Origin of the sequence: Apibacter sp. ESL0404, from assembly GCF_019469245.1 — a bacterium.
In the GTDB taxonomy this organism is placed as follows: Bacteria; Bacteroidota; Bacteroidia; order Flavobacteriales; family Weeksellaceae; genus Apibacter.
Window position 1 is genome coordinate 318,246 of the sequence record NZ_CP048267.1, and the last position, 26,711, is coordinate 344,956.

At 29.7% G+C, this 26,711-nt stretch carries 22 protein-coding genes and 2 tRNA genes; 9 read left to right on the top strand and 15 right to left on the bottom strand.

Translation table 11 applies throughout. The annotated features are described in order from the left end of the window. Positions 1 to 381: 381 nt before the first annotated feature. The 6 genes from leuB to GYM72_RS01310 form a co-directional block, all read right to left on the bottom strand. Positions 382 to 1,452: a 3-isopropylmalate dehydrogenase gene (gene leuB, locus GYM72_RS01285; protein ID WP_166007059.1), complete on the bottom strand. Its 1,071-nt coding sequence runs from the start codon at positions 1,450 to 1,452 to the stop codon at positions 382 to 384. A gap of 210 nt (positions 1,453 to 1,662) precedes the next feature. Further along, positions 1,663 to 3,174, bottom strand: coding sequence for an alpha-isopropylmalate synthase regulatory domain-containing protein (locus GYM72_RS01290; protein WP_255571525.1), 1,512 nt, complete (start codon positions 3,172 to 3,174; stop codon positions 1,663 to 1,665). Positions 3,175 to 3,255: 81 nt separating this feature from the next. Next, on the bottom strand, positions 3,256 to 3,852 hold the full coding sequence (gene leuD, locus GYM72_RS01295; RefSeq protein WP_220264433.1) for a 3-isopropylmalate dehydratase small subunit: 597 nt from the start codon (positions 3,850 to 3,852) through the stop codon (positions 3,256 to 3,258). Positions 3,853 to 3,869: 17 nt separating this feature from the next. Further along, positions 3,870 to 5,264 (bottom strand): 3-isopropylmalate dehydratase large subunit, encoded by a 1,395-nt coding sequence (gene leuC, locus GYM72_RS01300; RefSeq protein ID WP_105297170.1) that lies wholly within the window; start codon positions 5,262 to 5,264, stop codon positions 3,870 to 3,872. Positions 5,265 to 5,301: 37 nt separating this feature from the next. Then, complete coding sequence (locus GYM72_RS01305; protein ID WP_105297171.1) at positions 5,302 to 6,792, bottom strand: 2-isopropylmalate synthase; 1,491 nt, start codon at positions 6,790 to 6,792, stop codon at positions 5,302 to 5,304. A gap of 1,652 nt (positions 6,793 to 8,444) precedes the next feature. After that, positions 8,445 to 9,881 carry an ATP-binding cassette domain-containing protein gene (locus GYM72_RS01310; protein WP_220264434.1) on the bottom strand — a complete coding sequence of 479 codons (1,437 nt, stop codon included), beginning with the start codon at positions 9,879 to 9,881 and terminating at the stop codon, positions 8,445 to 8,447. A 164-nt stretch (positions 9,882 to 10,045) separates the two neighbouring features. Here GYM72_RS01310 and GYM72_RS01315 point away from each other — a divergent pair, with 164 nt between their 5' ends. From GYM72_RS01315 to GYM72_RS01330, 4 genes are all read left to right on the top strand, one after another. Beyond that, complete coding sequence (locus tag GYM72_RS01315; protein ID WP_220264435.1) at positions 10,046 to 11,017, top strand: polyprenyl synthetase family protein; 972 nt, start codon at positions 10,046 to 10,048, stop codon at positions 11,015 to 11,017. A gap of 5 nt (positions 11,018 to 11,022) precedes the next feature. Continuing rightward, positions 11,023 to 12,018 carry a GSCFA domain-containing protein gene (locus GYM72_RS01320; RefSeq protein ID WP_220264436.1) on the top strand — a complete coding sequence of 332 codons (996 nt, stop codon included), beginning with the start codon at positions 11,023 to 11,025 and terminating at the stop codon, positions 12,016 to 12,018. 29 nt (positions 12,019 to 12,047) lie between these two features. After that, positions 12,048 to 12,818, top strand: a complete 771-nt coding sequence (locus GYM72_RS01325; RefSeq protein ID WP_220264437.1) for a TatD family hydrolase — start codon at positions 12,048 to 12,050, stop codon at positions 12,816 to 12,818. 81 nt (positions 12,819 to 12,899) lie between these two features. Then, positions 12,900 to 13,847 carry an acyltransferase family protein gene (locus tag GYM72_RS01330; protein WP_220264438.1) on the top strand — a complete coding sequence of 316 codons (948 nt, stop codon included), beginning with the start codon at positions 12,900 to 12,902 and terminating at the stop codon, positions 13,845 to 13,847. Between the two features lie 176 nt (positions 13,848 to 14,023). Here the strand turns inward: GYM72_RS01330 and rpmA are convergent, their stop codons facing one another. After that, on the bottom strand, positions 14,024 to 14,293 hold the full coding sequence (rpmA, locus tag GYM72_RS01335; RefSeq protein ID WP_160542760.1) for a 50S ribosomal protein L27: 270 nt from the start codon (positions 14,291 to 14,293) through the stop codon (positions 14,024 to 14,026). 20 nt (positions 14,294 to 14,313) lie between these two features. Further along, a complete protein-coding gene (gene rplU / locus GYM72_RS01340; protein ID WP_105297179.1) occupies positions 14,314 to 14,706 on the bottom strand; it encodes a 50S ribosomal protein L21 in 393 nt (130 codons plus the stop codon). Between the two features lie 148 nt (positions 14,707 to 14,854). On the opposite strand from rplU, the gene fmt reads away from it, so the two are divergent. From fmt to GYM72_RS01355, 3 genes are all read left to right on the top strand, one after another. After that, positions 14,855 to 15,817: a methionyl-tRNA formyltransferase gene (gene fmt, locus GYM72_RS01345; protein WP_220264439.1), complete on the top strand. Its 963-nt coding sequence runs from the start codon at positions 14,855 to 14,857 to the stop codon at positions 15,815 to 15,817. An 8-nt stretch (positions 15,818 to 15,825) separates the two neighbouring features. Further along, positions 15,826 to 16,635, top strand: coding sequence for an HAD family hydrolase (locus tag GYM72_RS01350; protein WP_220264440.1), 810 nt, complete (start codon positions 15,826 to 15,828; stop codon positions 16,633 to 16,635). A gap of 192 nt (positions 16,636 to 16,827) precedes the next feature. Continuing rightward, on the top strand, positions 16,828 to 17,547 hold the full coding sequence (locus tag GYM72_RS01355) for a hypothetical protein (protein ID WP_160557471.1): 720 nt from the start codon (positions 16,828 to 16,830) through the stop codon (positions 17,545 to 17,547). Between the two features lie 53 nt (positions 17,548 to 17,600). Here the strand turns inward: GYM72_RS01355 and GYM72_RS01360 are convergent, their stop codons facing one another. From GYM72_RS01360 to GYM72_RS01375, 4 genes are all read right to left on the bottom strand, one after another. After that, positions 17,601 to 19,370, bottom strand: coding sequence for a mechanosensitive ion channel family protein (locus GYM72_RS01360; protein ID WP_220264441.1), 1,770 nt, complete (start codon positions 19,368 to 19,370; stop codon positions 17,601 to 17,603). A 306-nt stretch (positions 19,371 to 19,676) separates the two neighbouring features. Further along, complete coding sequence (locus tag GYM72_RS01365; RefSeq protein WP_220264442.1) at positions 19,677 to 20,459, bottom strand: (Fe-S)-binding protein; 783 nt, start codon at positions 20,457 to 20,459, stop codon at positions 19,677 to 19,679. A 32-nt stretch (positions 20,460 to 20,491) separates the two neighbouring features. Continuing rightward, positions 20,492 to 21,811, bottom strand: a complete 1,320-nt coding sequence (locus GYM72_RS01370) for a (Fe-S)-binding protein (protein ID WP_220264443.1) — start codon at positions 21,809 to 21,811, stop codon at positions 20,492 to 20,494. Positions 21,812 to 21,854: 43 nt separating this feature from the next. Beyond that, positions 21,855 to 22,829: an MlaD family protein gene (locus tag GYM72_RS01375; RefSeq protein ID WP_220264444.1), complete on the bottom strand. Its 975-nt coding sequence runs from the start codon at positions 22,827 to 22,829 to the stop codon at positions 21,855 to 21,857. 277 nt (positions 22,830 to 23,106) lie between these two features. On the opposite strand from GYM72_RS01375, the gene GYM72_RS01380 reads away from it, so the two are divergent. Next, a tRNA-Gly gene (locus GYM72_RS01380) sits at positions 23,107 to 23,179 on the top strand. Positions 23,180 to 23,213: 34 nt separating this feature from the next. Further along, positions 23,214 to 23,297, top strand: a tRNA-Leu gene (locus GYM72_RS01385). 577 nt (positions 23,298 to 23,874) lie between these two features. Here the strand turns inward: GYM72_RS01385 and GYM72_RS01390 are convergent. The 3 genes from GYM72_RS01390 to GYM72_RS01400 all read right to left on the bottom strand — a co-directional run bounded on the left by GYM72_RS01390 (position 23,875) and on the right by GYM72_RS01400 (position 26,447). After that, the gene (locus tag GYM72_RS01390; RefSeq protein WP_220264445.1) at positions 23,875 to 24,333 is read right to left on the bottom strand and encodes a helix-turn-helix transcriptional regulator; all 459 of its coding nucleotides are present in this window, start codon (positions 24,331 to 24,333) and stop codon (positions 23,875 to 23,877) included. A 404-nt stretch (positions 24,334 to 24,737) separates the two neighbouring features. After that, positions 24,738 to 25,313 carry a GNAT family N-acetyltransferase gene (locus GYM72_RS01395; RefSeq protein ID WP_220264446.1) on the bottom strand — a complete coding sequence of 192 codons (576 nt, stop codon included), beginning with the start codon at positions 25,311 to 25,313 and terminating at the stop codon, positions 24,738 to 24,740. A gap of 555 nt (positions 25,314 to 25,868) precedes the next feature. Beyond that, positions 25,869 to 26,447 carry a GNAT family N-acetyltransferase gene (locus GYM72_RS01400; RefSeq protein WP_220264447.1) on the bottom strand — a complete coding sequence of 193 codons (579 nt, stop codon included), beginning with the start codon at positions 26,445 to 26,447 and terminating at the stop codon, positions 25,869 to 25,871. Positions 26,448 to 26,711 lie beyond the last annotated feature (264 nt).

A 26,711-nucleotide genomic window follows, 5' to 3' on the forward strand; every position in this document is an offset into this window, starting at 1 on the left:
AAATTAAGATTGTTTTTTGTTATGTCCAAATATTATTTGTAAATAAAATAATATTTGATGAAATTAAATTATAATTTAATGTTAAAAACATAAATTAAAGTTTGCTATTTATATTGTATTAATTTATTCAATGATGATTTTTTTTGTATTTTGGATATACTCTGAAATTTATGAATCTTTTTATAATAATTAATTAAAAAACAAGTAATCTAAATAATTTTATTTATCTAATTAGTAAGGTAAACAGTTAATATATTAATTGAAAAAGACAGTTATTCTTTAAAGTAGAATTTCTTTTGCTTATAACTAGATTTTAAAGTTTTATAAATCAAATAAGAAATAAAAGGACTTCATTATATGAAAGCCCTTTTATTAACTAAACTATGAATTTTTAATATATTCTACAATCCAATTACCAACTTCAGAAGTTGAATAAGCTTTACCATCGAATGCGATATCCTCGGTAACTATTTTTTGTTCCATTGAAGCATCCACCGCTTTTCTGATTAGAGCTCCTTCTTCTTTTAAATCAAAAGCATATTCAAACATTAATGCCGCAGAAAGTATGGTAGCTAGTGGATTTGCTATATTTTTTCCGGCAGCTTGCGGGTAAGAACCATGTATGGGTTCAAAAACGGAAGTATGAATACCGATTGAGGCAGAAGGTAACATTCCTAAAGATCCGGTTATAACGGAAGCTTCATCGGTCAGTATATCTCCGAAAAGATTTTCTGTAACTAAAACATCAAAACGCTTAGGCCATTGAATAATTTGCATGGCAGCATTATCTACAAACATATATTCAGTTTCGATATCGGGAAATTCTTTTTCAATTTCTTGAGATACCTGTCTCCATAAGCGAGAAGAGCAAAGTACATTTGCTTTATCAACTATAGTCAGTTTTTTATTTCTTTGTCCTGCTAGTTTATAAGCCAGCCTAACAATTCTTTCAATTTCTTCTCTGGTATATACACAAGTGTCGTAAGCGGTATTACCATCTTCACTTCTTCCTTGAGGACGACCAAAATATAAACCTCCGGTTAATTCTCTTACGCACATAAAATCTGCACCATCTACAAGATCAGGACGAAGCGGAGATTTATGTAGTAAGGATGGAAAGGTATTTATAGGACGAAGGTTTGCGTATAATCCAAGCTCTTTTCTCATTTTTAATAGACCTTGTTCCGGACGAACTTTAGCAGATGGATTGTTGTCATATTTAGGATCTCCGATAGCACCAAATAAGACGGCATCAGAATCCATACATAAATCATGGGTTTCCTGAGGGTATGGATTTCCGGTTTTGTCTATAGCTATTGCTCCAACTAAGGCTTCTTTATATGTAAGCTCATGATTAAATTTTGCGCATATAGCTTTAGTTACTTCTAAGGCTTGAGCTATGATTTCAGGGCCTATCCCGTCACCGGGTAATACGGCTATATTTAATTTCATTTTATATATTCTTTATATTTATATTCTTTATTTGTTATGCATTTTTAATCCTTATACCGGTTTAGGTTTAAAAAATTTTCATCATACCTAAATTTAAAGCGTTAATACATTTTAGTTTGGAAATAATTTCAGCATCAAAATTATATAAACGATTTAAATTTTTTAAATTAAATAAGTTGAAAACCTGATTTCCTTAAATAATTACCAATTTTAATGAAGGTTTTCAATTATATTCAGCATTTTTTCAGTCGCTTTTATAGCAGCTTCTGTTTGGTCAGCATCCAGTCCTCTGGTTTTAAATTCGTAATCATTTAACTTCCAAGATATAACCGTTTGTACAAGCGCATCCGTTTGTCCCCCGGGTGGTATAATTACTTTATAGTTAGTAAGGATAGGTTTAGCCTTGTTCAATTTTTCATAAATGAGACTGATAGCTTCAGAGAATGCATCATATTGTCCATCACCTGAAGCTGTTTGTTCATACATTTTTCCGTCAATTTCCATACGGATGGATGCTGTTGGATGCAAACCTTTACTTAAAACTAAAGCATAAGAAAGTATTTTTACTTTCTTTTCATTTTCATTAGTATTTAAAACATCCGAAATGATGAATGGGAGGTCTTCTTGTGTAATAATTTCTTTTCTGTCTCCTAATTCAATAACTCGGTTGGTTACTTTAACCATATCTTTTTCATCCAATTCGATTCCTAAAGCTTCAATATTTTTTTTAATATTAGCTTTTCCGGATAATTTACCCAGGGCATATTCTCGAACTCTACCGAATCGATCCGGGTGTAAATCATTGTAATACAAATTGTTTTTATTGTCACCGTCGGCATGTATTCCAGCTGTTTGTGTAAAAACATTTTCTCCGATTACCGGTTGATTGGATGAAATATTCAGTCCTGAATAGGTTTCTACCACTCGACTTACTTTATTTAACATGTATTCTTTTACGGAAGTCTTTATCTTCATCTGATCATGGAGAACAGCAATTACACTGGGTAATGGAGCGTTTCCTGCTCTTTCTCCTAATCCGTTCATGGTAACATGAATTCCTTGAATTCCGGAATCTACTGCGGCCATTACATTGGCAACAGCCAAATCGTAATCATTGTGCGCATGAAAATCAAAGTGAATATTCGGGTAACGATGAACTATTTCCGTACAAAAAAGTTTTGTGTTAAGGGGGTTAAGAATTCCTAAAGTATCAGGAAGCATAAAACGTTGGATAGGAAGGTCTTTCAATTGATCTATCATAAAAAAAACATAGTCTTTTGAATGAATCATACCATTAGACCAATCTTCCAAATATATATTCACCGAAATCCCCATGGATTCTGCAAGTAAAATATCATGCTTAATATCTTTTACATGTTGTTCGGGTGTTTTACGTAATTGTTCTGTTACATGTTTAAGAGAGCCTTTGGTTAATAAATTGATTGTTTTGCACCCGGCTCTTTTTATCCAATCTAAGGACACCCCCTTGTCAACAAATCCCAATATTTCTAACTTATCTAAGTGTCCGGCGTTCTCTGCCCAAGAGGCTATTTTTTGAACAGTTAAAAATTCTCCTTCAGAAACTTTAGCAGAAGCAATTTCCAATCTATTTAATCCCATATCTATGAGTAGACGGGCAACGCTTAGTTTTTCTTGCATGGAAAATGAAACCCCGGAAGTTTGCTCCCCATCGCGGAGAGTGGTATCCATAATTTCTATCATACTGTTGTTTTTATTAATGATACGTGATAGACCCAATGGGACCTTTACTTAGAAAAATGAGATGATAATTTTTTATCTAATTTAGTATTGAAAAACACGGTTTTTTTCATATTCTTCAATTTTATCTTTTTTAGATAATAAGTAATCTATATCATCAAGCCCTTGAAGAAGGCACTCTTTTTTATAAGAGTTAATGTCAAAAATTTCCGTTTTTCCCGTCTTATTATTGGTGATTGTTTGCTTTTCCAGATCAATTGAAATAGTATTGTTAGGATCTGAATGTACATTTTCGAAAAGATCCGATAAAAATTCAGGACTTACTACTACCGGAAGTAAACCGTTGTTAAGGGAATTATTTTTAAAAATATCAGCAAAATAGCTGGAAACCACTGCACGGAAGCCATATCCGGAAACTGCCCAAGCAGCATGTTCTCTACTGGAACCGCTTCCGAAATTCTTTCCTGCAACTAATATGTTCCCGCTGTATGTTGGATTATTCAATACAAAATCCGGTTTTGGATTTCCATTTTTATCATATCTCCAATCAGCGAATAAATTATCTCCGAAACCTTCTTTATTAGTAGCTTTTAAGAAACGTGCAGGTATGATTTGGTCTGTATCCACATTTTCAATTGGTAGTGGAACATAGGTTGATGTTATCGTTTTAAATTTTTCCATTTTGTTTTTTTAGAGGATTAGTTTAGTTTTCTAGGATCGGTTATTTTTCCGGTTACAGCAGCAGCAGCAGCTACTAAAGGGCTGGCCAAAATTGTTCTGGCTCCGGGACCTTGTCTTCCTTCAAAGTTTCGGTTAGTGGTGGAAACGGCATATTTTCCGGCTGGAACTTTATCATCGTTCATAGCTAGACAAGCGGAACAACCGGGTTGACGAATTTCGAATCCTGCTTCTTCTAATATTTTATATAAGCCTTCGTCGATCAGTTGTTGAGCTACACGATGACTTCCGGGAACTAACCAAGCGGTTACATTTTCTGCTTTTTTCTTGCCTTTTACAAAATTTGCAAAAGTTCTAAAATCTTCAATTCTTCCGTTGGTACAGCTTCCAATAAATACATAGTCAATGGGTTTTCCTTCCATTTTTTCTCCCGGATTAAAGCCCATGTAATCCAATGATTTTTTGAAAGATATTTTACCGGTTTCATCCAATCCGTCTAAAGTAGGTATGGATCCGGTTATAGATACTCCCATACCCGGGTTAGTACCGTAGGTAACCATAGGTTCAATCTTAGTAGCGTCAAAAGTATATTCTTTATCGAATTGGGCTCCTTCGTCGGTTTTCAACGTTTTCCAGTATTCAACTGCTTCCTTCCATTTATCTCCTTTAGGAGCAAAGTCTTTACCTTTAAGATATTCAAATGTGGTTTCATCCGGTGCAATTAATCCGCCTCGTGCGCCCATTTCAATACTTAAATTACAAAGAGTCATTCGTTGTTCCATATTAAGGTTTCGAATAGCTTCTCCTGCATATTCAACAAAATAACCGGTAGCTCCTCCTGTGGTAAGGGTAGATATCATATATAATGCTAAATCTTTAGCCGTTACTCCTTCACTTAGGGCTCCGTTAAAATTAATTCTCATTGTTTTGGGTCTGCTTTGAAGAATACATTGAGTAGCCAAAACCATTTCAACCTCACTGGTTCCGATTCCAAATGCAATAGCTCCGAAGGCACCGTGTGTAGAAGTATGACTATCTCCGCAAACGATGGTCATTCCCGGTTGGGTATAGCCGTTTTCAGGACCAATAATGTGAACCACTCCATTTCTCTCATTTCCAAGAGCATAAAGGGTAAGGCCAAATTCTTCCGCATTTTTAGAAAGGGTATCTAATTGTTTTTTGGATACAGGATCTTTTACCGGTTGATCTTGATTACAAGTGGGTGTATTATGGTCGGCAGTTAACGTTGTTTGAGAGGGTCTAAAAACTTTTAATCCTCTTTCTCTTAGCCCGTTAAAGGCTTGGGGGCTGGTAACTTCATGGCAAAAATGCCTATCTATATATAATTGGGTGGGCCCATCTTGTATAGACGTAACCGTATGAGCATCCCAAATTTTGTCAAAAAGTGTTTTCATGGTATATTCTCTTTTTTAATTGGTTTTGTATATAGTGTTAAACGGTAAATTTATTTATTGCATCAAGATAAGCTTCAACGGAAGCAGTCACAATATCGGTATTTGCTGAAAATCCGTAATAATTTTTACCCTTATATTCAACTTGCATATGAACTTTTCCTAAGTCGTCACTTCCTTTGTTAATAGCCTGAATTAAAAACTCATGAATAGTCATTTGTTTTTTAAGAATGTCTCTTACGGTGTTAATTGCTGCATCTACAGGTCCGTTTCCGAAAGAAGTCGAAGTGAATTTTTCACCGGCTATATTTAGGGTAACAATTGCAGCATTTTTAATTCCTTTTCCGGAAGTAACTTGTAAGTAATCGAGTTTTATACGGTTACTTTCATTAGGTTCTTTTCCTACTAATATTAAAAGATCATCGTCATTAATATCTTTCTTTTTATCAGCAAGTTCTAAAAATCGTTCATAGATATTGGCTAATTCATTAGCTTCTACTTTAATTCCTAGTAAGTTCAGTCTGCTTTTAAGGGCATGACGACCACTACGGGCGGTAAGCACTATAGCATTGTCATCTATTCCAACTTCTTTAGGATCAATGATTTCGTAAGTTGAGAGATTTTTTAATACTCCGTCTTGATGAATTCCGGAAGAATGGGCAAAAGCATTTCTACCTACTATTGCCTTATTAGGTTGAACAGGCATATTCATTAAGCTGGAAACCATTTTGCTTACCGGGTATATTTTCTTTGTATTAATATTTGTGTCAATGGATAATTCTTTATGACTTTTTATAGCCATAACAACCTCTTCAAGTGATGTATTTCCTGCTCTCTCGCCAATTCCGTTAATGGTTACCTCTACTTGTCTGGCGCCATTGATAACTCCCATAAGTGAGTTGGCTGTTGCCATTCCTAAATCTTGATGGCAGTGAGTAGATAAGATGGCATTTTTCATATCTACATGGTCAATTAAGTATTTTATTTTTTCGCCATATTCTGTAGGTAGACAGTATCCGGTGGTATCAGGGATATTGATAACTGTTGCTCCTGCATTAACAACTGCTTGGACCACTTGGGCTAAGTATTCATTGTCAGTTCTTCCCGCATCTTCAGCATAGAACTCAACATCTTCAACGAATTTTTTTGCATATGCAGTTGCGGCAACGGCTCTTTTTATGATTTCTTCTCTGGTAGAGTTAAATTTATATTTTATGTGGAAATCAGAAGTTCCGATTCCTGTATGTATTCTTTTTTTCTTGGCATATTTGAGAGCATCGGCAGCTACTTCTATATCTTTTTCTACAGCACGGGTTAGAGCGCAGATGGTAGGGTTTGTTACAGCTTTGGAAATAGCTTCTACAGAAGTGAAATCTCCCGGACTCGAAATGGGAAAACCGGCTTCTATAACATCGACCCCTAATTCTTCTAATGCTTTAGCAATTTCAATTTTTTCAATTGTATTTAATTGACACCCCGGGACCTGTTCTCCATCCCTTAAAGTAGTGTCGAAAATGAATAATTTATCCATCCTTGGTATCGTTTTCTTTTTGTGATTAAAAAACATTAAAAAGCCTTTCTCCTTAGAGTGAGAAAGGCTTTTTATATTTTGTATAATTTACAACACAAGCATTACTCACCCTGAGCTTGACCCAGAATCAGAATAATGCTAATTATGTTAGTAAACAATGACATTCTTTGTATTAATTATAATTGGGCGCTAAATTATGATAATTTTTTTAATTGCCAAAATAAATTTAATAAAAAATATTTTTACTTTATATTGATTTGTATAATTTTTTAAGTCGCTACTTTTTGGGTTTGTGAAATTATAGATTTGAAATTTATCAAATTGTAATAAAAAACGAGTTCATGTCTTATTGTTTTATCTATTATTCAAAACACTATTAAGTTAATAATCATATAATATTTTAATTAGTAATTATATTTTAATAAATAATAAAAATCAATATCACTATAATTTATTTTAAATAAACTATATTTAAAATTATTTTTGTTTATTGTTACAACAAGCATAAAAATGTAATTATGATAAAGAAGATTACTTTAATAGTATATTTAATTATTTTAATTGAAGTTATACTAAGATTCATAGGCTATTATACAAATGAGTGGTTGATTATTAAAGGGTTTTATATAAATTATGAAGCAGGTTTTATTAGAAGAGGATTATTTGGGAGTATTTTATTTTTTTTAGCTAATAACACACCTATTAATCCATTTAAATTTCAAATTATTTTTGAAATTATATTAATAATTCTTTTAATATATTTTATAATAAAGGAATTTTACAAAAATAAGTTAGAACCTTATATTTTATTTGGTAGCTTTATGCTTATAAATATTATTGCTCGTAGAATGTTTTTTACATTAGATGTTTTGTTGATTGTTTATTTTCTTTTCCAATTATATGTTATTAGCAAAATAAAAACTTTTAGATTAAAAATTTTGATATGTAATTTGATGAGTATTTTCATGATACTTATTCATGAGGCATACTTTGTTTTTACATTTTTCCCTTTGCTTTATTTGCTTAATATAAGTAGTTTGAAAGCCAAAAATTTGAAAAAAATAGTATTAATTCTACCCTCTTTTATAGTATTTATAATAGTAGGGATATGTTTTAATGGGCGTAATATGGATATAAATATTATTATTAATAGTTGGAAAGAATTTGGAACAGAACATATGAAAACTATAAGTGATATGTATTGGGTATATAAATCAACTGATGAAATAATTATGTGGAAAATTCCAATTTTTAAAAAACATCCAATTTATCTCTTAGGCTTTTTTTTAAATGCATGTTTAATTTTTTTATGTATGTTTATTTATTTGAAAAAAAATTTTCGATTTAAATCAAATAATATATTTTCATTTTTAATATGTCAATATATAGCTATTCTTTTAATAAGCTTGATTGCTATTGATTATGTTAGATGGTTTTGGTTATCCAATATGATAACTATATTTACATTAATTTATGTGAAATCATCTAACAGTTATTTTACAAGAATAAATTTTGAATTGCCGAATAGGATATATTCTGCTAATAAATATATTATCTTATTTATTGGGTTGCCCTTAGGGGGCAGCTGGTCTCCAACACAGTTTATATATACTATGCCTATAAAATACCTTTTTGATTTTGGAAATAGAATTTTATTGTATTTTAATTAGGGAGAGTTCGTGATTTATTAAAGAGGGTAGTTCATCTTTATAATGGGTCACGTAGATCAAAGCTTTGCTTGAATCGCAAAATTTTTCGATAATTTTCAGAACACGAAATTTATTATTCATATCCAGTCCATGAAGGGGTTCATCAAGAATAACGAGTGAAGGATTTTTTACAAATACACGAGCTAATAAAACTAAACGTTGTTCTCCTGTCGAAATAGAGAGAAAAGAAGAATTTTTAAGTTTTTCAATTCCCAAAATTTCCATCCATTGTAAGGATACTTTTATTTGCTCTTGATCACATTTTCTGTATAAACCAATAGTATCAAAAAATCCTGATCCAACTACTTCTAAGCATGTTACATTTTTTTGATAATATAAATGCATTTCCGGTGATATATATCCTATATGCTTTTTAATATCCCAAATACTTTCTCCTGTTCCTCTTTTTTTATCAAAAAGGAGAATGTCATTAGCATACGCTTGAGGATTATCGGCAGCAATTACACTCAATAAAGTTGATTTTCCGGAGCCATTAGGACCGGATAAAGCCCATTTTTCACCTTTTTTAACTATCCAAGATATGTTTTTCAAAATGGTTCGCTTGCCATATCGGATATTTATATTATTTAATTGTAAAGCATAGTTATAACTAATTTCCTTTGGTTGATTAGAGGGGTATGGAAGTTTTTTTAATTCATATTTAATATGAGGAAACAATTCATTTTGCAGTTTTTTATCTTCTAAAAATTCCTTAGAAGTTTTACTTGGGAATAATGTTTTATTGTTAATGGGTAAAACGTGAGTAATAATTGGAGAAATATCAGCAATGTTTGAGATGAGTACTATCACCTGTAAGTCTTGAAGATTTTTAAGATCGAGTAAAACCTGATCTAAAACTTGTCTGGCTTTAGTATCTAAGCCAATATACGGATTGTCTAATATTAGAATTTCGGGTTTAGTGGATAAAGATTGGATAATTAAAAATTTTCTGAGTTCTCCGCTGGAGAGGAGATCAATATTTTTCTCGATTAAGTCTTCAATTCCAACAATGGAAATGAGGTATTCCATCCATTGTAAATCAGTATTCTTGAATAATAGATCCTTAACTTTGGGCGTTTCATCTTCCAACCCTTTGTTCCACCTTTGTTGGTAGTAGCTGTTTTGAGTCTTGGAAAGGGCATGAATATTCTTAAAAGCAACTATTTTTATAAAATCAGAGAGATGATTAAATTTTTTAGTATAACTAATTTTACCTTCTTGTAAAGCATATTTACCTAATAAAATATCAATTAATAATGATTTTCCTGCTCCATTTGGCCCAATGACAGCCCAATGTTGGGCAGGTGTTATTTTCCAATTTATAGGAGTAGAAAATTTAGCAAATTCTTTTTGTGGGATTATGTTATCCAATTCTACCATAGTGTTCATTTTAAAAATACCTATTTATTTATATTTATAATCTATAAAAAATTAATTATTCCTATCAAATGTAAAATATTGATAGTAAATTTATTCACAAGGGTAGGAAGAATATTTTACAAAACCTTATCTTTGTAACAATATATATAGGAAAATACGAAAAAATGCCTTTTTTAGATAAATATAGATCAATTATTAGAGATGCTATAAATAAACATAAATTAACAAATCCTCCCCATCAACTTTATGACCCCATCAATTATATTTTATCAATAGGCGGAAAACAATTACGTCCTATATTTTTATTAATGTCGTGTGATCTGTTTAAAGGAAGTATTGAAAGAGCCGAAAAACCTGCTTTAGGGATAGAGTATTTTCACAATTTCTCTTTGATGCATGACGATATTATGGATAAAGCCTCCTTACGCAGAGGCAAAGAAACCGTTCATGTTAAATATGATCAAAATGTAGCAATTCTATCGGGAGATGCGTTGATGGTTAAGTCTTTTCAAATGTTAGAGGACTTAGAACCTCAATTATTTAAAAAATGTTTTCATTTGTTTTCCCAAACTGCTTTAGAAGTTTGTGAAGGACAACAGTATGATATGAATTTTGAAAAACAATCGAATGTGTCATATGAAGAATACATAAACATGATTACCGGTAAAACGGCTGTATTGTGTGCTTGTGCTTTTCAAATGGGCGCATTATTAGCAGAAGCAGATGAAGAGGATTCAAAAAATATGTATGAATTTGGCAAATCGTTGGGGATTGCTTTTCAATTAATGGATGATTATTTGGATGTATTTGGAAATCAAGAATCCGTAGGAAAAAAACATGCAGGAGATATTGTTGAAAATAAGAAAACGATCTTATACATCTTAGCTCGACAAAAAGCAAATGAAGAACAGAGACAAAAATTAAATGGTTGGTATACTATTACAGGAGAAAATATAAACAAAGTAAATGAAGTTTTAGCTATTTTTAATGATTTGAATGTAGGGGATTCATGTTTAGAATTAATTAAAACCTATTCAGATCAATCAAAAAACTATTTAGATAAAGTTAAAGCAGATGCTACCAAAAAGCAGTCTTTTTATAAACTGATCGATTATTTATTAGTTAGGGAATGTTAATAAAGATGATATTTAGAACAGAATTACCATATAATCCTAATTCAATTAAACTTGATTACAAAAGTAAAATATTTACTATAGGTTCCTGTTTCGCTACCGAAATTTCCAATAAATTATCTCAGTATAAGTTTTCAGTATTTCATAATCCTTTTGGTGTTATATTTCATCCTTTAGCTGTTGAAAATGCAATCATGAGAATTTATTCCCAGGAAGAATATCAATCATCAGAACTTTTCAAATATGAAGAATTATATTTAAGTTGGGATCATCATTCTTCTTTTAATGATATATCAAAAGATAGGGTGTTATCTCATATCAATCAGAATATAAATTTAGCTAATAAGTTTCTTCAAGAGACCGATATGGTTATAATTACTTTAGGAACTTCATTTGTATACAAATTAAATCAATTTGATATAATAGTAGCTAATTGTCATAAAATTCCTAATACGCATTTTTCTAAATTATTATTGGCAGAACATCAAATAAAAACTTCTTTGAAAAACATCATTGAAATGTTGACGGATATGGGAAAGAAAAACATGAAGATTTTTTTTACATTAAGTCCGGTAAGACATATTAAAGATGGTATGGTTGAAAATAATATAAGTAAATCCAAACTTTTATGTGCCATCCATTCAGTGGTCGAATCATACGATAATTGTGAATATTTCCCATCGTATGAATTTATGATGGATGATTTACGTGATTATCGTTTTTATAAAGAAGATTTAATACATCCAAATGATGTAGCCATAAAATATATATGGGAGAAATTTAAAAATGCCCATATTTCACCTGATGAATTTTCAACCATGCAAATGGTGAAAAAAGTAAACACTTCTTTACAACACAAAATTCAAAATACTCACACGATAGCCTATAAAAAATTTTTATATAGCATCGTAAAAAATATTCAGAATTTAGAGCCTCTTTTACCACCGGGTGCTTTTAAAGAAGAATATCAGGAATTAAGAAAAAAAATGAATGATTCTTATTAAGATAAATTAAAAAATATCCAAATTAAACAATGCTATTGATAGATAGTCATACCCATTTATATTCTGAACAGTTTGATCACGATAGAGAAGAAGTGATTCAAAGAGCCCTGGATCATGGAGTACAACGTTTTTACCTTCCTTCCATAAATTCATCTTATTATCATAAGATGGAAGAACTTAAAAATAAATATCCTGAAAACATGTTTTTAATGATGGGGCTTCATCCTTGCGATGTAAAATTAGATTCATACGAAAAGGAGTTAGCCTTTATTGAAAATAAACTTTCCGAGGAAAAATTTGCGGCTATTGGAGAAATAGGATTGGATTTATTTTGGGATACTTCGACTTTGGAAATTCAAAAGTATGCTTTTATAAAACAAATTCAATTAGCTAAACAATATAAACTTCCTATCATTATTCATGTTAGAGAAGCTTTTAATGAAGTATTGGAAATAGTAAGAAAAGAAAAAGATACGAATTTGTATGGCATAATTCATTGTTTTACGGGTAACTTAGAACAGGCAAAAGAGTTTGTAGATTTAGGCTTTTATTTAGGAATCGGAGGAGTTGTTACTTTTAAAAACGGAAAAATAGATCAGTTTTTAAAAGAAATTCCTATAGAAAAGATTGTTTTGGAAACAGATTCTCCATATTTGGCACCTTCTCCTTTTCGTGGCAAAAGGAATGAATCATCTTATTTAAAAATTATTGCCGATAAACTTTCAGACATCTATGAGATGTTGCCTGAAAAAATAGGAGCTATAACCTCTGAAAATGCCAGAAAAATTTTTAAATTATAACAATAAATAAAACTGCTACTAATACAACTGCTATGGTTACTAAAAGATAATAACATTCTTCGGAAATGAAATATAGTTCTTATGAAAAGAAATAAGCTCTTTGATTCATTAAAATTCGGATTAATTTTCTTAATGGTTTATGGACATACCTTGCAATATAATAGCGGGCATATGGCGGATACGATCTTTGGTTTTATTTATACCTTTCATATGCCATTATTTATTTTTATATCCGGTTATTTTTCAAAAAATATTACTTGGGAAAAATATAAAAAATCTTTTATATCATTAATAATTACTTTTACCATATTCCAATTTATTTATTCACTTCCTATAATTTTTACAGGATTTAAAAATTGGATAATTTTTTTTATTAAACCCAAAGGATGGTATATCATTGGATTATTAGTATGGCGTTTTTTATTTTTAATTGCAAAAGATAAGGTTTCAAAAGTAACTTTTTTACTAATCTCTTTTTTATTCCCTTTGGTCATAGGATTCTTAGATTCCGAAATTTTCATGTTCAGAATACTTACCTTTTTTCCTTATTTTTTACTCGGTGCCTTTTGTAAGGAAGTCAGTATTGTAAGAATAAGGAATATCAATAAATTATATACAATAGTTTTTTTGGTTATAGTATTTATTAGTATTTACTTCATTGTAAATAAAGAATTTTTGATTTCATTATTCGGGGAAGATCCTTACATAAAAAATTATAATACCCGATATGAAGGGTTCTTATATAGGATTTTAGCGTATGTTTTAGCAATAACGGTTTCAATTGGAATTATAAATGTAATACCGGATACCCTGGGTAAATATGGTTCTAAAACTTTGGAAATTTACTTGATGCATCACATTATTTTAAATTTCTTTTTTGTTGGCTTATTTCCTCTATTGAATTTTAATCCAAATTTACTCTTAAATTTAGGTGTTACAGCTCTAATTGTCATTATTTGTTTATACCTAGCAACTTTTAAAATTGTTAAATTCATAATGTCCCCATTAGATTATTTAAAAAAATCATAGTACATAGATAACTAAATTAAAAATTCAATCCTAAGGGTATGCATTCATAGTTTTTAGTTGTTGTTGATTTAAAGTTAAACCAATAAAGTCGATTTTTATTTAAATATTAATAAATATAAAAAAAATCCGGTAGTTACTACCGGATTTTCATATTTTTAAAATAATCGTATTAAATTTTAAGCTTGAGCTTCAGTACTAGGTTGTATTGAAACATAAGAACGATTATTTTGTTTTTTTCTAAAAACTACTACCCCATCTGTAAGAGCAAACAAAGTATGGTCTTTTCCCATTCCAACATTATCACCTGGGTGATGAGTTGTTCCTCTTTGTCTCACTAAGATGTTACCTGCTTTGGCGTCTTGACCACCGAAAATCTTTACTCCTAATCTTTTGGAATGTGATTCTCTACCGTTTTTGGAGCTACCAACTCCTTTCTTGTGTGCCATGCTTTAATTACTTTTTTAAATTAATCTTCTGCTTTTACTTCTTTAACTTCCGCTTCTTTTTCTTTTTTAGGAGCTGCTTTTTTTGCAGCCTTTTTAGGAGCTTCTGCACCACCTATGGAAACGATTTGAATTTGAGTAAATTGTTGTCTGTGACCGTTTTTTACTTTGTAACCTTTTCTTCTTTTCTTTTTGAAAACAATTACTTTGTCTCCTTTTACTTGATCTAAAACTTTAGCGACTACTGTCACTCCATTAATAACCGGGGCGCCAACTGTTACAGAACCGTTATCGGTAAGCAATACTTTGTCAAAAGTTACTTCGTCGTCAATATTTGCTTTTAAACGGTTTACGAACAATTTTTGGTCTTGCTCAACTTTGTATTGAAGCCCTGCTATCTCTACAATTGCATACATAAAATTTTCGTTTTTTTGAACTGCAAATATAATGATTTTTTTCAGAACAAAAATGTAAAATGTATAAATATAAAAAAGTGATAAATGTACAATACAAAAAATACAATGTTTACCTTTGTATTATACAAAATTTATACGCGTATTTTACATGACAAGAAAAGCTCTAAGAATAGTCTACATGGGAACTCCGGAGTTTGCTGTAGCTCCTTTAGAAGAAATAATAAAATCCGGATATGAAGTAGTAGGAGTAGTAACTACTCCTGATAAACCGGCGGGAAGAGGACAAAAAATGGCTGAATCAGCCGTTAAAAAATATGCAGTAAGTCAAGATTTGACTTTGTTACAACCCGCAAAAATGAAAGATCCCGAATTTATAAATCAGCTTCAACAATTAAATCCGGATGTAATCGTTATTGTAGCTTTTCGTTTATTGCCTAAAGAAGTTTGGTCTATTCCAAAATTAGGAACTTTTAATTTACATGCATCCTTATTGCCTCAATACAGAGGAGCTTCACCTATTAACTTTGCTATTATCAATGGAGATAAAGAATCGGGGGTTACCACATTTTTTATTGATGATAAAATTGATACCGGTGAAATTTTGTTGCAAGCTAAGATAGAAATTAATGATTCCGATGATGCCGGGATTTTACATGATAAACTAAAAAATTTAGGAAAACAATTAGTAGTAAAAACTCTTGAAGGCCTTTCAGAAGGAACATTAAAACCTCAAAAACAAATTTTAAAAGAGGGGGTTGAATACAAATATGCTCCTAAATTATTTAAAGAAGATTGTCAAATACATTGGGATGCACCTTTAGAAAATATACACAATTTAATAAGAGGTTTAAGTCCTTATCCTGCTGCTTTTACCCATTTGTCGATAAATGGAGATTCTAAAATATTAAAAATTTATAAGGGGCATTATAAAATTGAAAAACATATTCTAGATATTGGAACTGTATGTATTGAAGGCAAAAAAACATTTAAAATTGCAGCCGCCGATGGATTCTATTTTTTAACTGAAGTTCAATTAGAAGGAAAGAAAAGAATGGGGATTTCAGATTTTATAAACGGATTAACAATAAAACATAATTTAAAAGCTAACTAAAATAATATATGGACTATAGTAAGTTAAAACTGGTAGTTACAGATATGGATGGAACACTGCTTCATTCAGATTATACACTCAATCAAGAGTTCTTTACAATATATGAAAAACTGAAAAAGTTGGATATAAAATTTGTCGTAGCAAGTGGAAGACAATATGAAAGTCTCTTAAGGGTTTTTGAAAAAATTAAGAATGAAATATATTTTATTGCTGAAAATGGAGGAAACGTAGTACATAGAGGAAGGCAGTTATTTATCCATGAATTGGATCAAAATGTTATCCATGAAGTAGCCCAACTGATACGTCCCTTACCCGATACTCAAATGCTTTTATGCGGTATAAAAAGTGCATATATTGAAGAAGGATTTTCGGAATTTGAAAAACAAATAGCTCCCTATTATCCTAAAAGGAAAATTATTCCGAGCTTTCAGGAGCCTATTGATGATCAGATAGTCAAAATGGCGATATACAACAGTGTAGGTTCGGAAGAAAATATTTTGCCTTATGTGAAACACCTTAGCGAAAATTACCAAGTAGTTGTATCAGGTAAATTTTGGCTGGATATTTCCGTTAAAAATGCCGATAAAGGATTTGCTTTAAAAGAAGTTCAAGAAATATTAAACATATCTAAAGCAGAAACTATGGCTTTTGGAGATTTTTTAAATGATATAGGAATGATGCAGGAAAGCTATTTTAGTTACGCAATGAAAAATGCACATCCTAAATTACAAGAAATATCCAAATTTAAAACAGATTCCAATGATGAAGATGGGGTTTTAAATATTTTAAAGGAAGTAATAGCGCAAAGGGAAAGATAATATATAGAAGCCTAAGTCTCTAAATGTTCCGAATATTTGGAAATAGGATCGTTATTTAAGAATAATTCTGAAAAGAAATTATGAATAAGAAAACAGTTGAATATACCGATCGAATTCAATAGTTGTTTTATTAGTAACTCTAAATTATCAATTTTTAATAATACATATTAATTTTTTAAATAATTAAATAAAATGAAAAGAAAAATACTTACCTTATTACTGGTTATTTCTTTTATAGCGAAAGCAAATGTAGTAATCGGTACCCATTGTACAGTTTTATCCGAAGAGATTGAAAAAGAACCAACGTTGGAATCCGTTTTAAATCATTATTACGTTGCTGTGGCCGGCAGTAAAGAAAAATTACAACAAATAACCACTTTGATTTCTGAGGGCAAAATAACATTTGCTCAGTTGCCGGAACCTGCTGACTTAGAAATTAAATATAAAGCACCTAATAAATTTGTATCTAAAATATCAATCATGGGTCAAACCATTATTAAAGGTTTTGACGGGAAAAAATTATTTTCAAATTTACCTGCAACCGGTGAAAAAGATGAATTAAATGAAATGAAAGTTAAGAAAGGGATTTTTTCAGAATTGTATATTACCAAAGATAATGCGGTGTTAGATGGTAAGAAAAATTTAGACGGTAAAGAAGTATATAAAATCACGGTTACAGAAGGAACCATTAAAACTATTCTTTATTTCGATGTAGAAACGGGATTTAAAGTAAAAGAAGAAACTTTAAAAGAAAATGAAGTTGTATCAAAAGAATATTCAGATTACAAAGATTTTGAAGGATATAAGTTCTCCACCAAAATAAAAACCAAAGTACCTGGTCAAACAGCGGTTCAAACGATAACCAGCTATAAAATAAATCCTAAATTAGACGATTCCCAGTTTAAACTATAAATATAAAAGAAGAAAAGGCCTTTTTAAGGCCTTTTTTATTGTGTTGTGTCAGTTCAATCATTGGATTGGTGTTTGTATTGGGAGGGCATTACAATTTCATTACCATCGCGTTCTGCATAAAAATGAGGCGATAAAATTTCAATTCCTTCTTCATGAAAACGATCCATAATATTTTTATGAAGATTTGAATAAACTTTAGGCATAGCCAAATCCCGATCCGTATAGGCGTTAATCTGATAACAGCAATAGAAATCTTCTAATTCTTTCACCAATACAAATGGAGCAGGATTTTTTAACACTCCTTCTGCATTAGTAGCCGCTTCAATAAGTAAATCTTCCACTTGTTTGCGGGGAATATCATAACCCACCGTAATATCTGAATATATTATAATTCCGTAATTTCTTGCCGAAGCGCTATAATTAACTGTTTGAGAAGAAAGAATAAAAGAATTAGGAATAGTAATCAATTCATTTTTTGAAGTTCTAACTCTCGTTACAAAAGGTGTTTTTTCTACGACATTACCAATCGTATCATTTAGCTTAATTTGATCTCCGATTTTAAATGCACGCATATAAGTAATAACCAATCCGGACATTAAGTTTCCTATTACGGTAGTAGATCCTAATGATATAATAAGACCGATAAATACGGAAATTCCTTGAAAGGCGGGAGAATTAGAATTAGGAAGTAAAGGCCAAATCATAATAAACATAAAAGAATAAAGTAAAAATCGAAGTATGTTGAATGTTGAATGCGCCCAATCCGGATAGAAACCTTTGATTTTAATTCTTTCTTCAGCTATTTCTCCTGAAAAATACTTTAATATTTTTATTATGTATTTGAAAATTAAGTATATAAAAATTATCTTAACTAAATTGGGAATATAATGTATAATGGTATTACCCATGTCTTTAGCAAGATTTCCCATAAAAGTAAACATGTGATATACATATTTTTCTGTTTCAGGGAAAATCGAAAATATGATAAAAATAGATATAATTAATTGGACAATGATAAATGAGTATTTGGTAACTTTTGTAATAGAAACTAATAAAACTTCCTGTCGATCATTCGTAAGAAATTTATTTGCTTTGAATTTCTCATTAATTATTTTCTTGAGGCGACTCTTAATTTTTATAAATAATTTTTGGGTAAAGTATATGGCAATTATTTGAGCAATAATGACTAAAAATAAAATTAAAAATGACTTGATTTTTTGTTGAAGACCATATTTGGAGTGTAATTCAGATATTTTTTTGGAAATAATTGCTGTATATTTTTTGGCAAGATATTGACGAGTGGTATTTTGCCATAAACCATCTTGATCCGATAAAGTAATTATAACTTTGTCTCCGGACATAATATCTGTAACGTATTCGGTTTCAAACATGTATATGGAATCGGGCTTAAGCTTAAGTTTTTTTCCTTCTGCTATTATTACTTCCTTTACCTTACTTGCCCGGTCTGCGGGCATTACGCCGCCTCTCCGAGCATATAAATTAAATAAAGTGTCATTATCGATTACAACAGGATACCCTTTGGTGATCGCCCGTAATGAGTCAATTTGTTTTTTTTGTAATGCTTTTTTTAGGGAATCGGTTTTTCCCATATTTTTCTTTTCATTCAGAAGGGCAATTTGGCTTAATTTTAATTCCTGAACTTGCATTTTAAGTTCTTGAATCTTAAGCGAATCTTTTTTTTCTTTGGATAAAAGGGAATCTTCGTGTATGTTATTCTTTTCATTAATATGTTGAGCATATACACATATAGCTGTAAATAAATATAGGATAACAAAATATATTTTTCGGTTAGTTTTTCTCATGAGGTGGTTTTTATTGGCTTGGTCTACGTAATTAATTTTTAAATGATTTATGATAAATTTAAAGAAATTGATCTATTAAAGATTACTATTCAAGAACTATAATTTTAATACAATATAATAGTTTTTTTTCTAATTTGATATATAATATAAATAGTAATTAATGGAATAAATATTTTATTTTAAAGCAAATAAACTAATAATATTTCAAAATAAAAAATAAATATTTAAGACAGATTATGATATATTTAACTGAATAAGATACAGTTATAATAAAAAAAGATTTATAAGTAGGAGAGGTGGATAAGATTAGCTTAAATTTTCATTCAATAACTCTGCTAAATCTTTAACATAGATTTGAGAGTTATTATTTTTTGATTGAAGACCGTCTGTGAGCATCGTATTGCAGAAAGGACATCCCGTTGCTATTATATCGGGATTAAGTTGTAAAGCTTCTTCAGTTCGCTCAACATTGATATCTTTGGTACCGGGTTCCGGTTCTTTAAACATTTGTGCACCACCCGCACCGCAACATAAACCGTTTTGTTTACACCTTTTCATCTCTAACAAATTAACTTCCAATTGGGCTAACAATTCACGAGGAGCTTCATACACATCATTAGCTCTTCCCAAATAACAGGGATCATGGAAAGTTATCTTTTTTCCTTTATAAATTCCTCCCTTAACTTTTATTCTTCCTTCATTTAAAAGAGAAACTAAAAACTGTGTATGATGTAAAACTTCATATGTTCCTCCTAATTGAGGATATTCATTTTTTAGAGTATTAAAACAATGAGGACAAGCGGTAACAATTTTTTTTATTTCATATGAATTCAAAACTTCAATATTCATCAAGGCCTGCATTTGAAATAGAAATTCATTTCCGGCTCTTTTGGCCGGATCTCCGGTACAACCTTCTTCCTGCCCTAAAATAGCAAATTCAATATTGGCCTTTTGAAGTAAAGAAGCAAATGATTTTGTTATTTTTTTGGCTCGATCATCAAAACTTCCGGCACATCCCACCCAAAAAAGTATTTCAGGGGATTTTCCTTCTGCCTTAAATTCTGCCATAGTTTTAATAGGTCGATCCATATTTTACGTTTATTTACAAAAATAAATTAAAATTATTCTTTAGTCCAATTGGCTCTATCATTTTGACTGAATTGCCAAGGGGCATTATTATTTTCAATATTGCTCATCATAGAATTTAATTCGCTAGGAGCAGCAGTTTTCTCCATTACTAAATATCTGCGCAAATCAATTAGTATGGAAAGAGGGTTTATCAATAATGGACAAGCCTCCACACAAGCATTACAAGTTGTACAAGCCCAAATCTCTTCATGAGTAATATAGTTACCTAAAAGTTGTTTGCCGTCATCTAAAAAATTCCCGTTTTTGTCAATATTTCTACCGATTTCCTCGATACGATCTCGAACATCCATCATGATTTTTCTTGGAGATAATTTTTTTCCGGTTAAGTTTGCCGGACAACTGGAAGTACACCTTCCACACTCAGTGCAGGTATATGCATTCAATAATTGGATCCAAGATAAATCAGTAGCGTCACTGACTCCGAATTTTTCAGGTACTGATTCTTCTGTTGATGCTTGATAAGGATCAGCATTGGGATCTAACAATAATTTTACTTCTTTAGTTACAGAGTCCAAATCATTAAGTTGACCTTGTTTGTGAAGGTTAGCAAAATAAGTATTTGGAAAAGCAAATAAGATATGTAAGTGTTTGGAAAAATATAAGTAATTTAAAAAAAAGAGAACCCCGATGTAATGAAACCACCAGGCTGATTTTTGCATTATATACAAACTTTCAACTGAAAAAGTCGAAAATACGTTATTAAAAATGCAATTGCTTACAGGAAAAAATCCGCATGGATATAAAATACCTTTTTTTTGAAGAGTAAAATCGGCAGCATTCATAATGAGCAAAGAAAGCATCATTAAGAACTCAATAATCAAAATAAGATTTCCGTCCATATGCGGCCAACCCAGCAAATCTTTAGAATTAAGCCTTGGAACTTTGATTATATTTCTACGTATAAAAAATAGGGTTACCGCAATTAAAACAGAAAATGATATAATATCTACTGTTCCGGTTGTCAAATTGTAAAGAGGAGAGGGGAGAATTTTTCCGAAATACCGATGGGTTCCGCAAATACCATCAACAAATATTTCAATTAATTCTATATTTATGATGACAAATCCTATATATACAACAAGATGTAAAATTCCGGCAACCGGACGGGCTAACATTTTCCCTTGCCCAACGGCAATACGTAAAACTAATTTCCATCTTTTGATGGGATTATCCGAACGGTTTTCTGCTTTACCTAATAATATATTTCTTTTTATTTTAAGGATATTACGAACAAACAATCCAATTCCTGCAAATGCAAGAAGTAAGAATATGATGCTCTGTATGTAATCCATAAATAGTGTATTAGTGGATATTCAACCCTTATAACATACTATATTATTTGGCTGTTCCTTCTTGTTTACTCTTTTTTCCGCCACCTCCGAAAATTGAAAAGTGAACATATCTTTTTGGATTGGTTTTTAAATCATCCAATAAAACACTTAAATTTTTAGAAGCTTGAGTTAAGTTAGTATATAAACCGGGATCATTCATTAGTTTGCCCATTGAGCCTTCTCCCGAATTTATTTTACCGGATATTTCGTTAAGATTATTTAATGTAGATTCTAATTTTTTAACGGCAACATCTAAATCTGCTTTATTGATTTTATCAGCCATCATTCCATATTTTTCAACCGTAGTATTGGTTGTGACTAACATTTTATTAGCATTATCTATAGCTAAATTAATTTTTGAAGAATTATTAGCCAGTAATTGGTTAGCCCCTTTACCTAATTTATTGAATTCTGCTATAGCTTGATTTAAATTTGCTAAAGAAGATTCTATATTTTGTTGATTTTTTTCATTAAGAAGTTTATTAGTTGAAGCTAGAGTAGAATCCAGTCTTAATAAAACTTTATTGGCATTATCACTAATTGGTTTTATCTTTTCTTCGGCTAAATCCATTAAGCCCGGCAATAAACTTCCTTTCAAAGTATCCCCAGTTTTTGCTATTTCTGCTTGATCTTCAGCCAGAACCAAGTTAATTTCTGCACCGTTCATAAAACTGGTAACTATTTGAGCTACAGAATTTTTAGAAAATTGATAATCTTTATCAACATTTATTGCTACAATAAAGCTTATATTTTTTGTTTTGGTAGGTACAGGAATGATAGATTCCACCATTCCGACTTTTAAGCCGTTTATATTTACATTTTTGGATTTAGATAAGCCTTCTACTTTATTATATTTTACATAATAGGTGTTTTGATTTGTAAAAACGTTTTGCGCTTTTAAAAATTTAAACAACCACCAAAAGGCTAATAAAGTTACAATTACTATTATACCCGCTATAAATTCCTTTCTTGCTTTCACTTTTAAATTTTGAATAACTTTTCGACAAATATAAACAATTAATAAAAATTCAATTCTTTTTTTTAAGTTGAAGATGCATAAATCAGATATAAATAGAAGTTTTGAAACCTTTTTAGCCTTAGCATTACTAAATTAGTAATTTTTTAATAGATTGAGTTCTAATGGTATAAATAATTTGAGAGTAAAAATAGTTTAAAAAATGAAAAAAAAGTTTGCAGATAAGAAAAATCAATTCTATATTTGCAAACCAATTTACAAGAAAGACGTTAATTGAAGCGCGAAAATAGCTCAGCTGGTAGAGCACGACCTTGCCAAGGTCGGGGTCGCGGGTTCGAGTCCCGTTTTTCGCTCAGGTTTGATAATTAAAATACTAAAAATACTAATGCCCCGGTGGTGGAATTGGTAGACACGCAGGACTTAAAATCCTGTGGCCATTAGGCTGTACGGGTTCAAGTCCCGTCTGGGGTACTCAAAGACCGTTAATCATTTTGAAATTCAAAAGATTAGCGGTTTTTTATTTTTAATATTCCCCATATATCCCTCGAAATAATTTAATATAATCAGTTTCCAAATAAATCATTTATATTTTCAGCAATAGAAAAAAGTTTTTTTTTCTCCATTTACAGTATGTATTTTATATTCCATATTGGAAACAATAAGGCTAATTTAAGATAAAATTCATTTTGTTTTTGTAATTTTATCTATAATATCAATAAACAAAATCTCTTCTTTGGATATATGCCTTTTATCAAAATGTAATTTTGTATTAGTTTGGATATAGCTTTTAAAAAATATTGAAAACTTTCTACTGAATGAGATATAATAAAAGGACTGAAATAAGAATAGAACTTTTTTATATTTAGTAAAAATCTGATATTTTAAATTATCCATAATCTTTAAACCTAAATTTAATAATGTTCAAAGATTAGTAATAAGCTAAAATAAAAAAAGAAATGAGCATTTAAAAAGGCTTTAAATGGTCTAAGGGTTTAATCTAAGGTTTTTTTATAATCCTGAATTTAAAGAAGATAAACTAAAAAAAATATTACCTTGTTGTAAATTTTTTCAATAGTTCTTTTTTACCTCTTATATTTAATTTTTTATAAATATTTGACATATGAGCTGAAAAAGTTTTTTTTGAAATATGCAATTGTTCGCTTAAGTCTACATATTTTATATCAGGATTTTCAACGACAATTGTAAAAATTTCCTTTTCTCTAGGGGTTAAATTCAGAATTTTACCATGAGAAGATAAATCTTTATCATATAAATAATAAGAAATCACTAAAAATAAAAATCCAAAAGTGTATAAACTCTGTTCTACATCCTGATTGTCTCCTAATATGAACATAACAATAGGTAATGAATATATACTGAATAACCCTATTATTCCTGAAATAATTCTAAATCTACTTTTTTTATCATAAGTAACTTTCCATTTTTTTAATTCCTGATGACTGGTATTGAAGAAAATTATTGTAATAATAATTAGTGGAATTATCAAAAATATTTTCCTGGATAAAACAAGATTATTTGTAATAGTATAGGGAAGTATAAAAAGAAGTATTAAACTAAGACTTGAAACTATTAGTATAAAATAGAAATTTATAAACTCAATGACTTTAATATCATATTCAGTGTATATATAATAAAAATAATATATTGTTGTGCTTAATCCTATAACATATGCCAATATATTCTGGGAAAGGATATTTATTTTCAAATTATTATCTGGCAGAAGTCCTGATGATAAATTATTTAATAGGATACATACTGATAGTATAAAAAATTTTATATGATATTTCTTATATTTTCTTTTAGTAATGTTTAGTAATACAGGAAATAAATTAATAAAAGCGATACATATATAAATGAATGTACAAAAATGAATTTCAGTTCCGAACATTATTAATATCTATATATAAAAAAATAAAAATCAAATCCAAAATCTTCTTTATTCACACAATATATTTCAAACCCATTTTTTTCATAAAATTTAATATTTTTTACTGTTGATGTCTCTAATACAATAGCTTCTTTTTTTCCTTTATAATATTCTATAAGCTCTTGTAGAAAATCAGTACCTTTCCCTTTCCCCTGCTGTAAAACATCAACCCCCAGAAACCATAGTTGAATAAAATCAATGTTTTTAGGCAGTGTTTCATGAGTAATCCTTTCTTTTTTCACTACTTTATAGGCATTTTTTAATCCACTCACACAACAGGCAAATTTAATATCCCGTATAAGGGTTCCTAATGTAGTTTTCTTTTTTTTATGATCTATGAGTATTGCACAGGCGGTTTCTTTTTCATTTAAAAATATATCCCCAAATTTTTTACCCATATATAGAGAATAATCCATCAAACTTGAAATATATTTTTCATTTTTTTGTTTTAAAACAAAATTTACAGATTTATTATTTACAAAAGCTTTTGTTAGTATGTGGTTAATTTTAGTATAATTTTCACTTACTGCTTTTTTCATAAATCAAATTATATAAATGATTAGAATAATATAAGAGGCTAATTTAAGATAAATTTTATTTTAATTGAATTTTATTTTTATTAATAAGTTTATTATTGGGATTTAGTAAAACTCTAAGGAAGTTAATATTTTTTTAAGTTATAGGTATAATAATACCTATGTCCCTCTTTACATTTTGACCTTATGGTTAAAACTGTATTTTAAAATCCAATGATGGATGGATTAAAACCATCCATTCTACATTATCTAATAATTGAGTATAAGCTTCATTTCTTTCAATATAAATAAACTTTGTTATTTGATAGGTATAGTCTAAGGGTCCGACTATTACTTTGATAGCTTCTTTGTAATTGTATTTAGTTAGTCCTTTAAAAATACTTTTTGTCTGCTTCGTTGTGGTTAGATCGTTGAAAAAATAAATTAATTTTTTCCTTCAGTATTATCTTTATTAAAAACATAAAAAATATAGGTTTTTAAATTTTGCAGCTTAGAATAATTTTTAAATAATTATATAGTTAGTTAGTATTTTTGAACTGGAAAGTATAATAAAAAAAATTATATTTGATTTCTTAATTTAAGGAAATAAAGTGGATAATTGAGCTCATGTGTTTCATGGAAAACGGTAAATCCTAAATTTTTATAAAATTTTATATTCTCGGGAATGGTTGTTTCCACATAAATTAAATCTCCTGTATATCTTTTAAGGGTTTCATTGATTAATTTACTTCCTATCCCTTTGCCTTGAAATTTGTGTCGAACTCCCATTAACCATAAATGCTTAAAAGGTTCTTTAGGATGATACTTTTTTAAAAGATTTTCCCTTTTCAAGGTTTTAAAAGTATTCTCAATGCCTATACATTTAAAAAGAAGTTCAATTTCCCAACTAATCTTTTGTAAACTGAAATATATTTTATCGATATATAATACACAACCATTTTTGTCATCACTAATAAAAACTTCTCCATATTTCATCGACATTTTAAATTGATAATCCATTAGAGCCATTAATCTTTCATGCCTCTTACAGTCTTTTTTTATCGTGAAGTTAATTGAATTTGGAATAAGTACATTAAAGAAAGCACTATGTAATATTTCAAGAGCTATGACTTTTTCATGTTTTGTTGCTTTTATCATTCTATTATAATAGCATAAAATTAATATTTAATGAAAACAAATTATTATTTATAAACTTAATAGCTAATTTAAGATAAAAAATAAAATTGACTCAAATTTTCATTTAAGTTTATTTTAGTTTTTACAAATTTTATTGATATATATTTTCATAAAAATATAAGAAATAGTAAGCTAAAAATCTCATGTTTCAACTTGTATGGGTGGATAAAACAATGATTTTCAATAAAATGACGGATAAAATGTTGGCTTTATTTTTAAAATAAT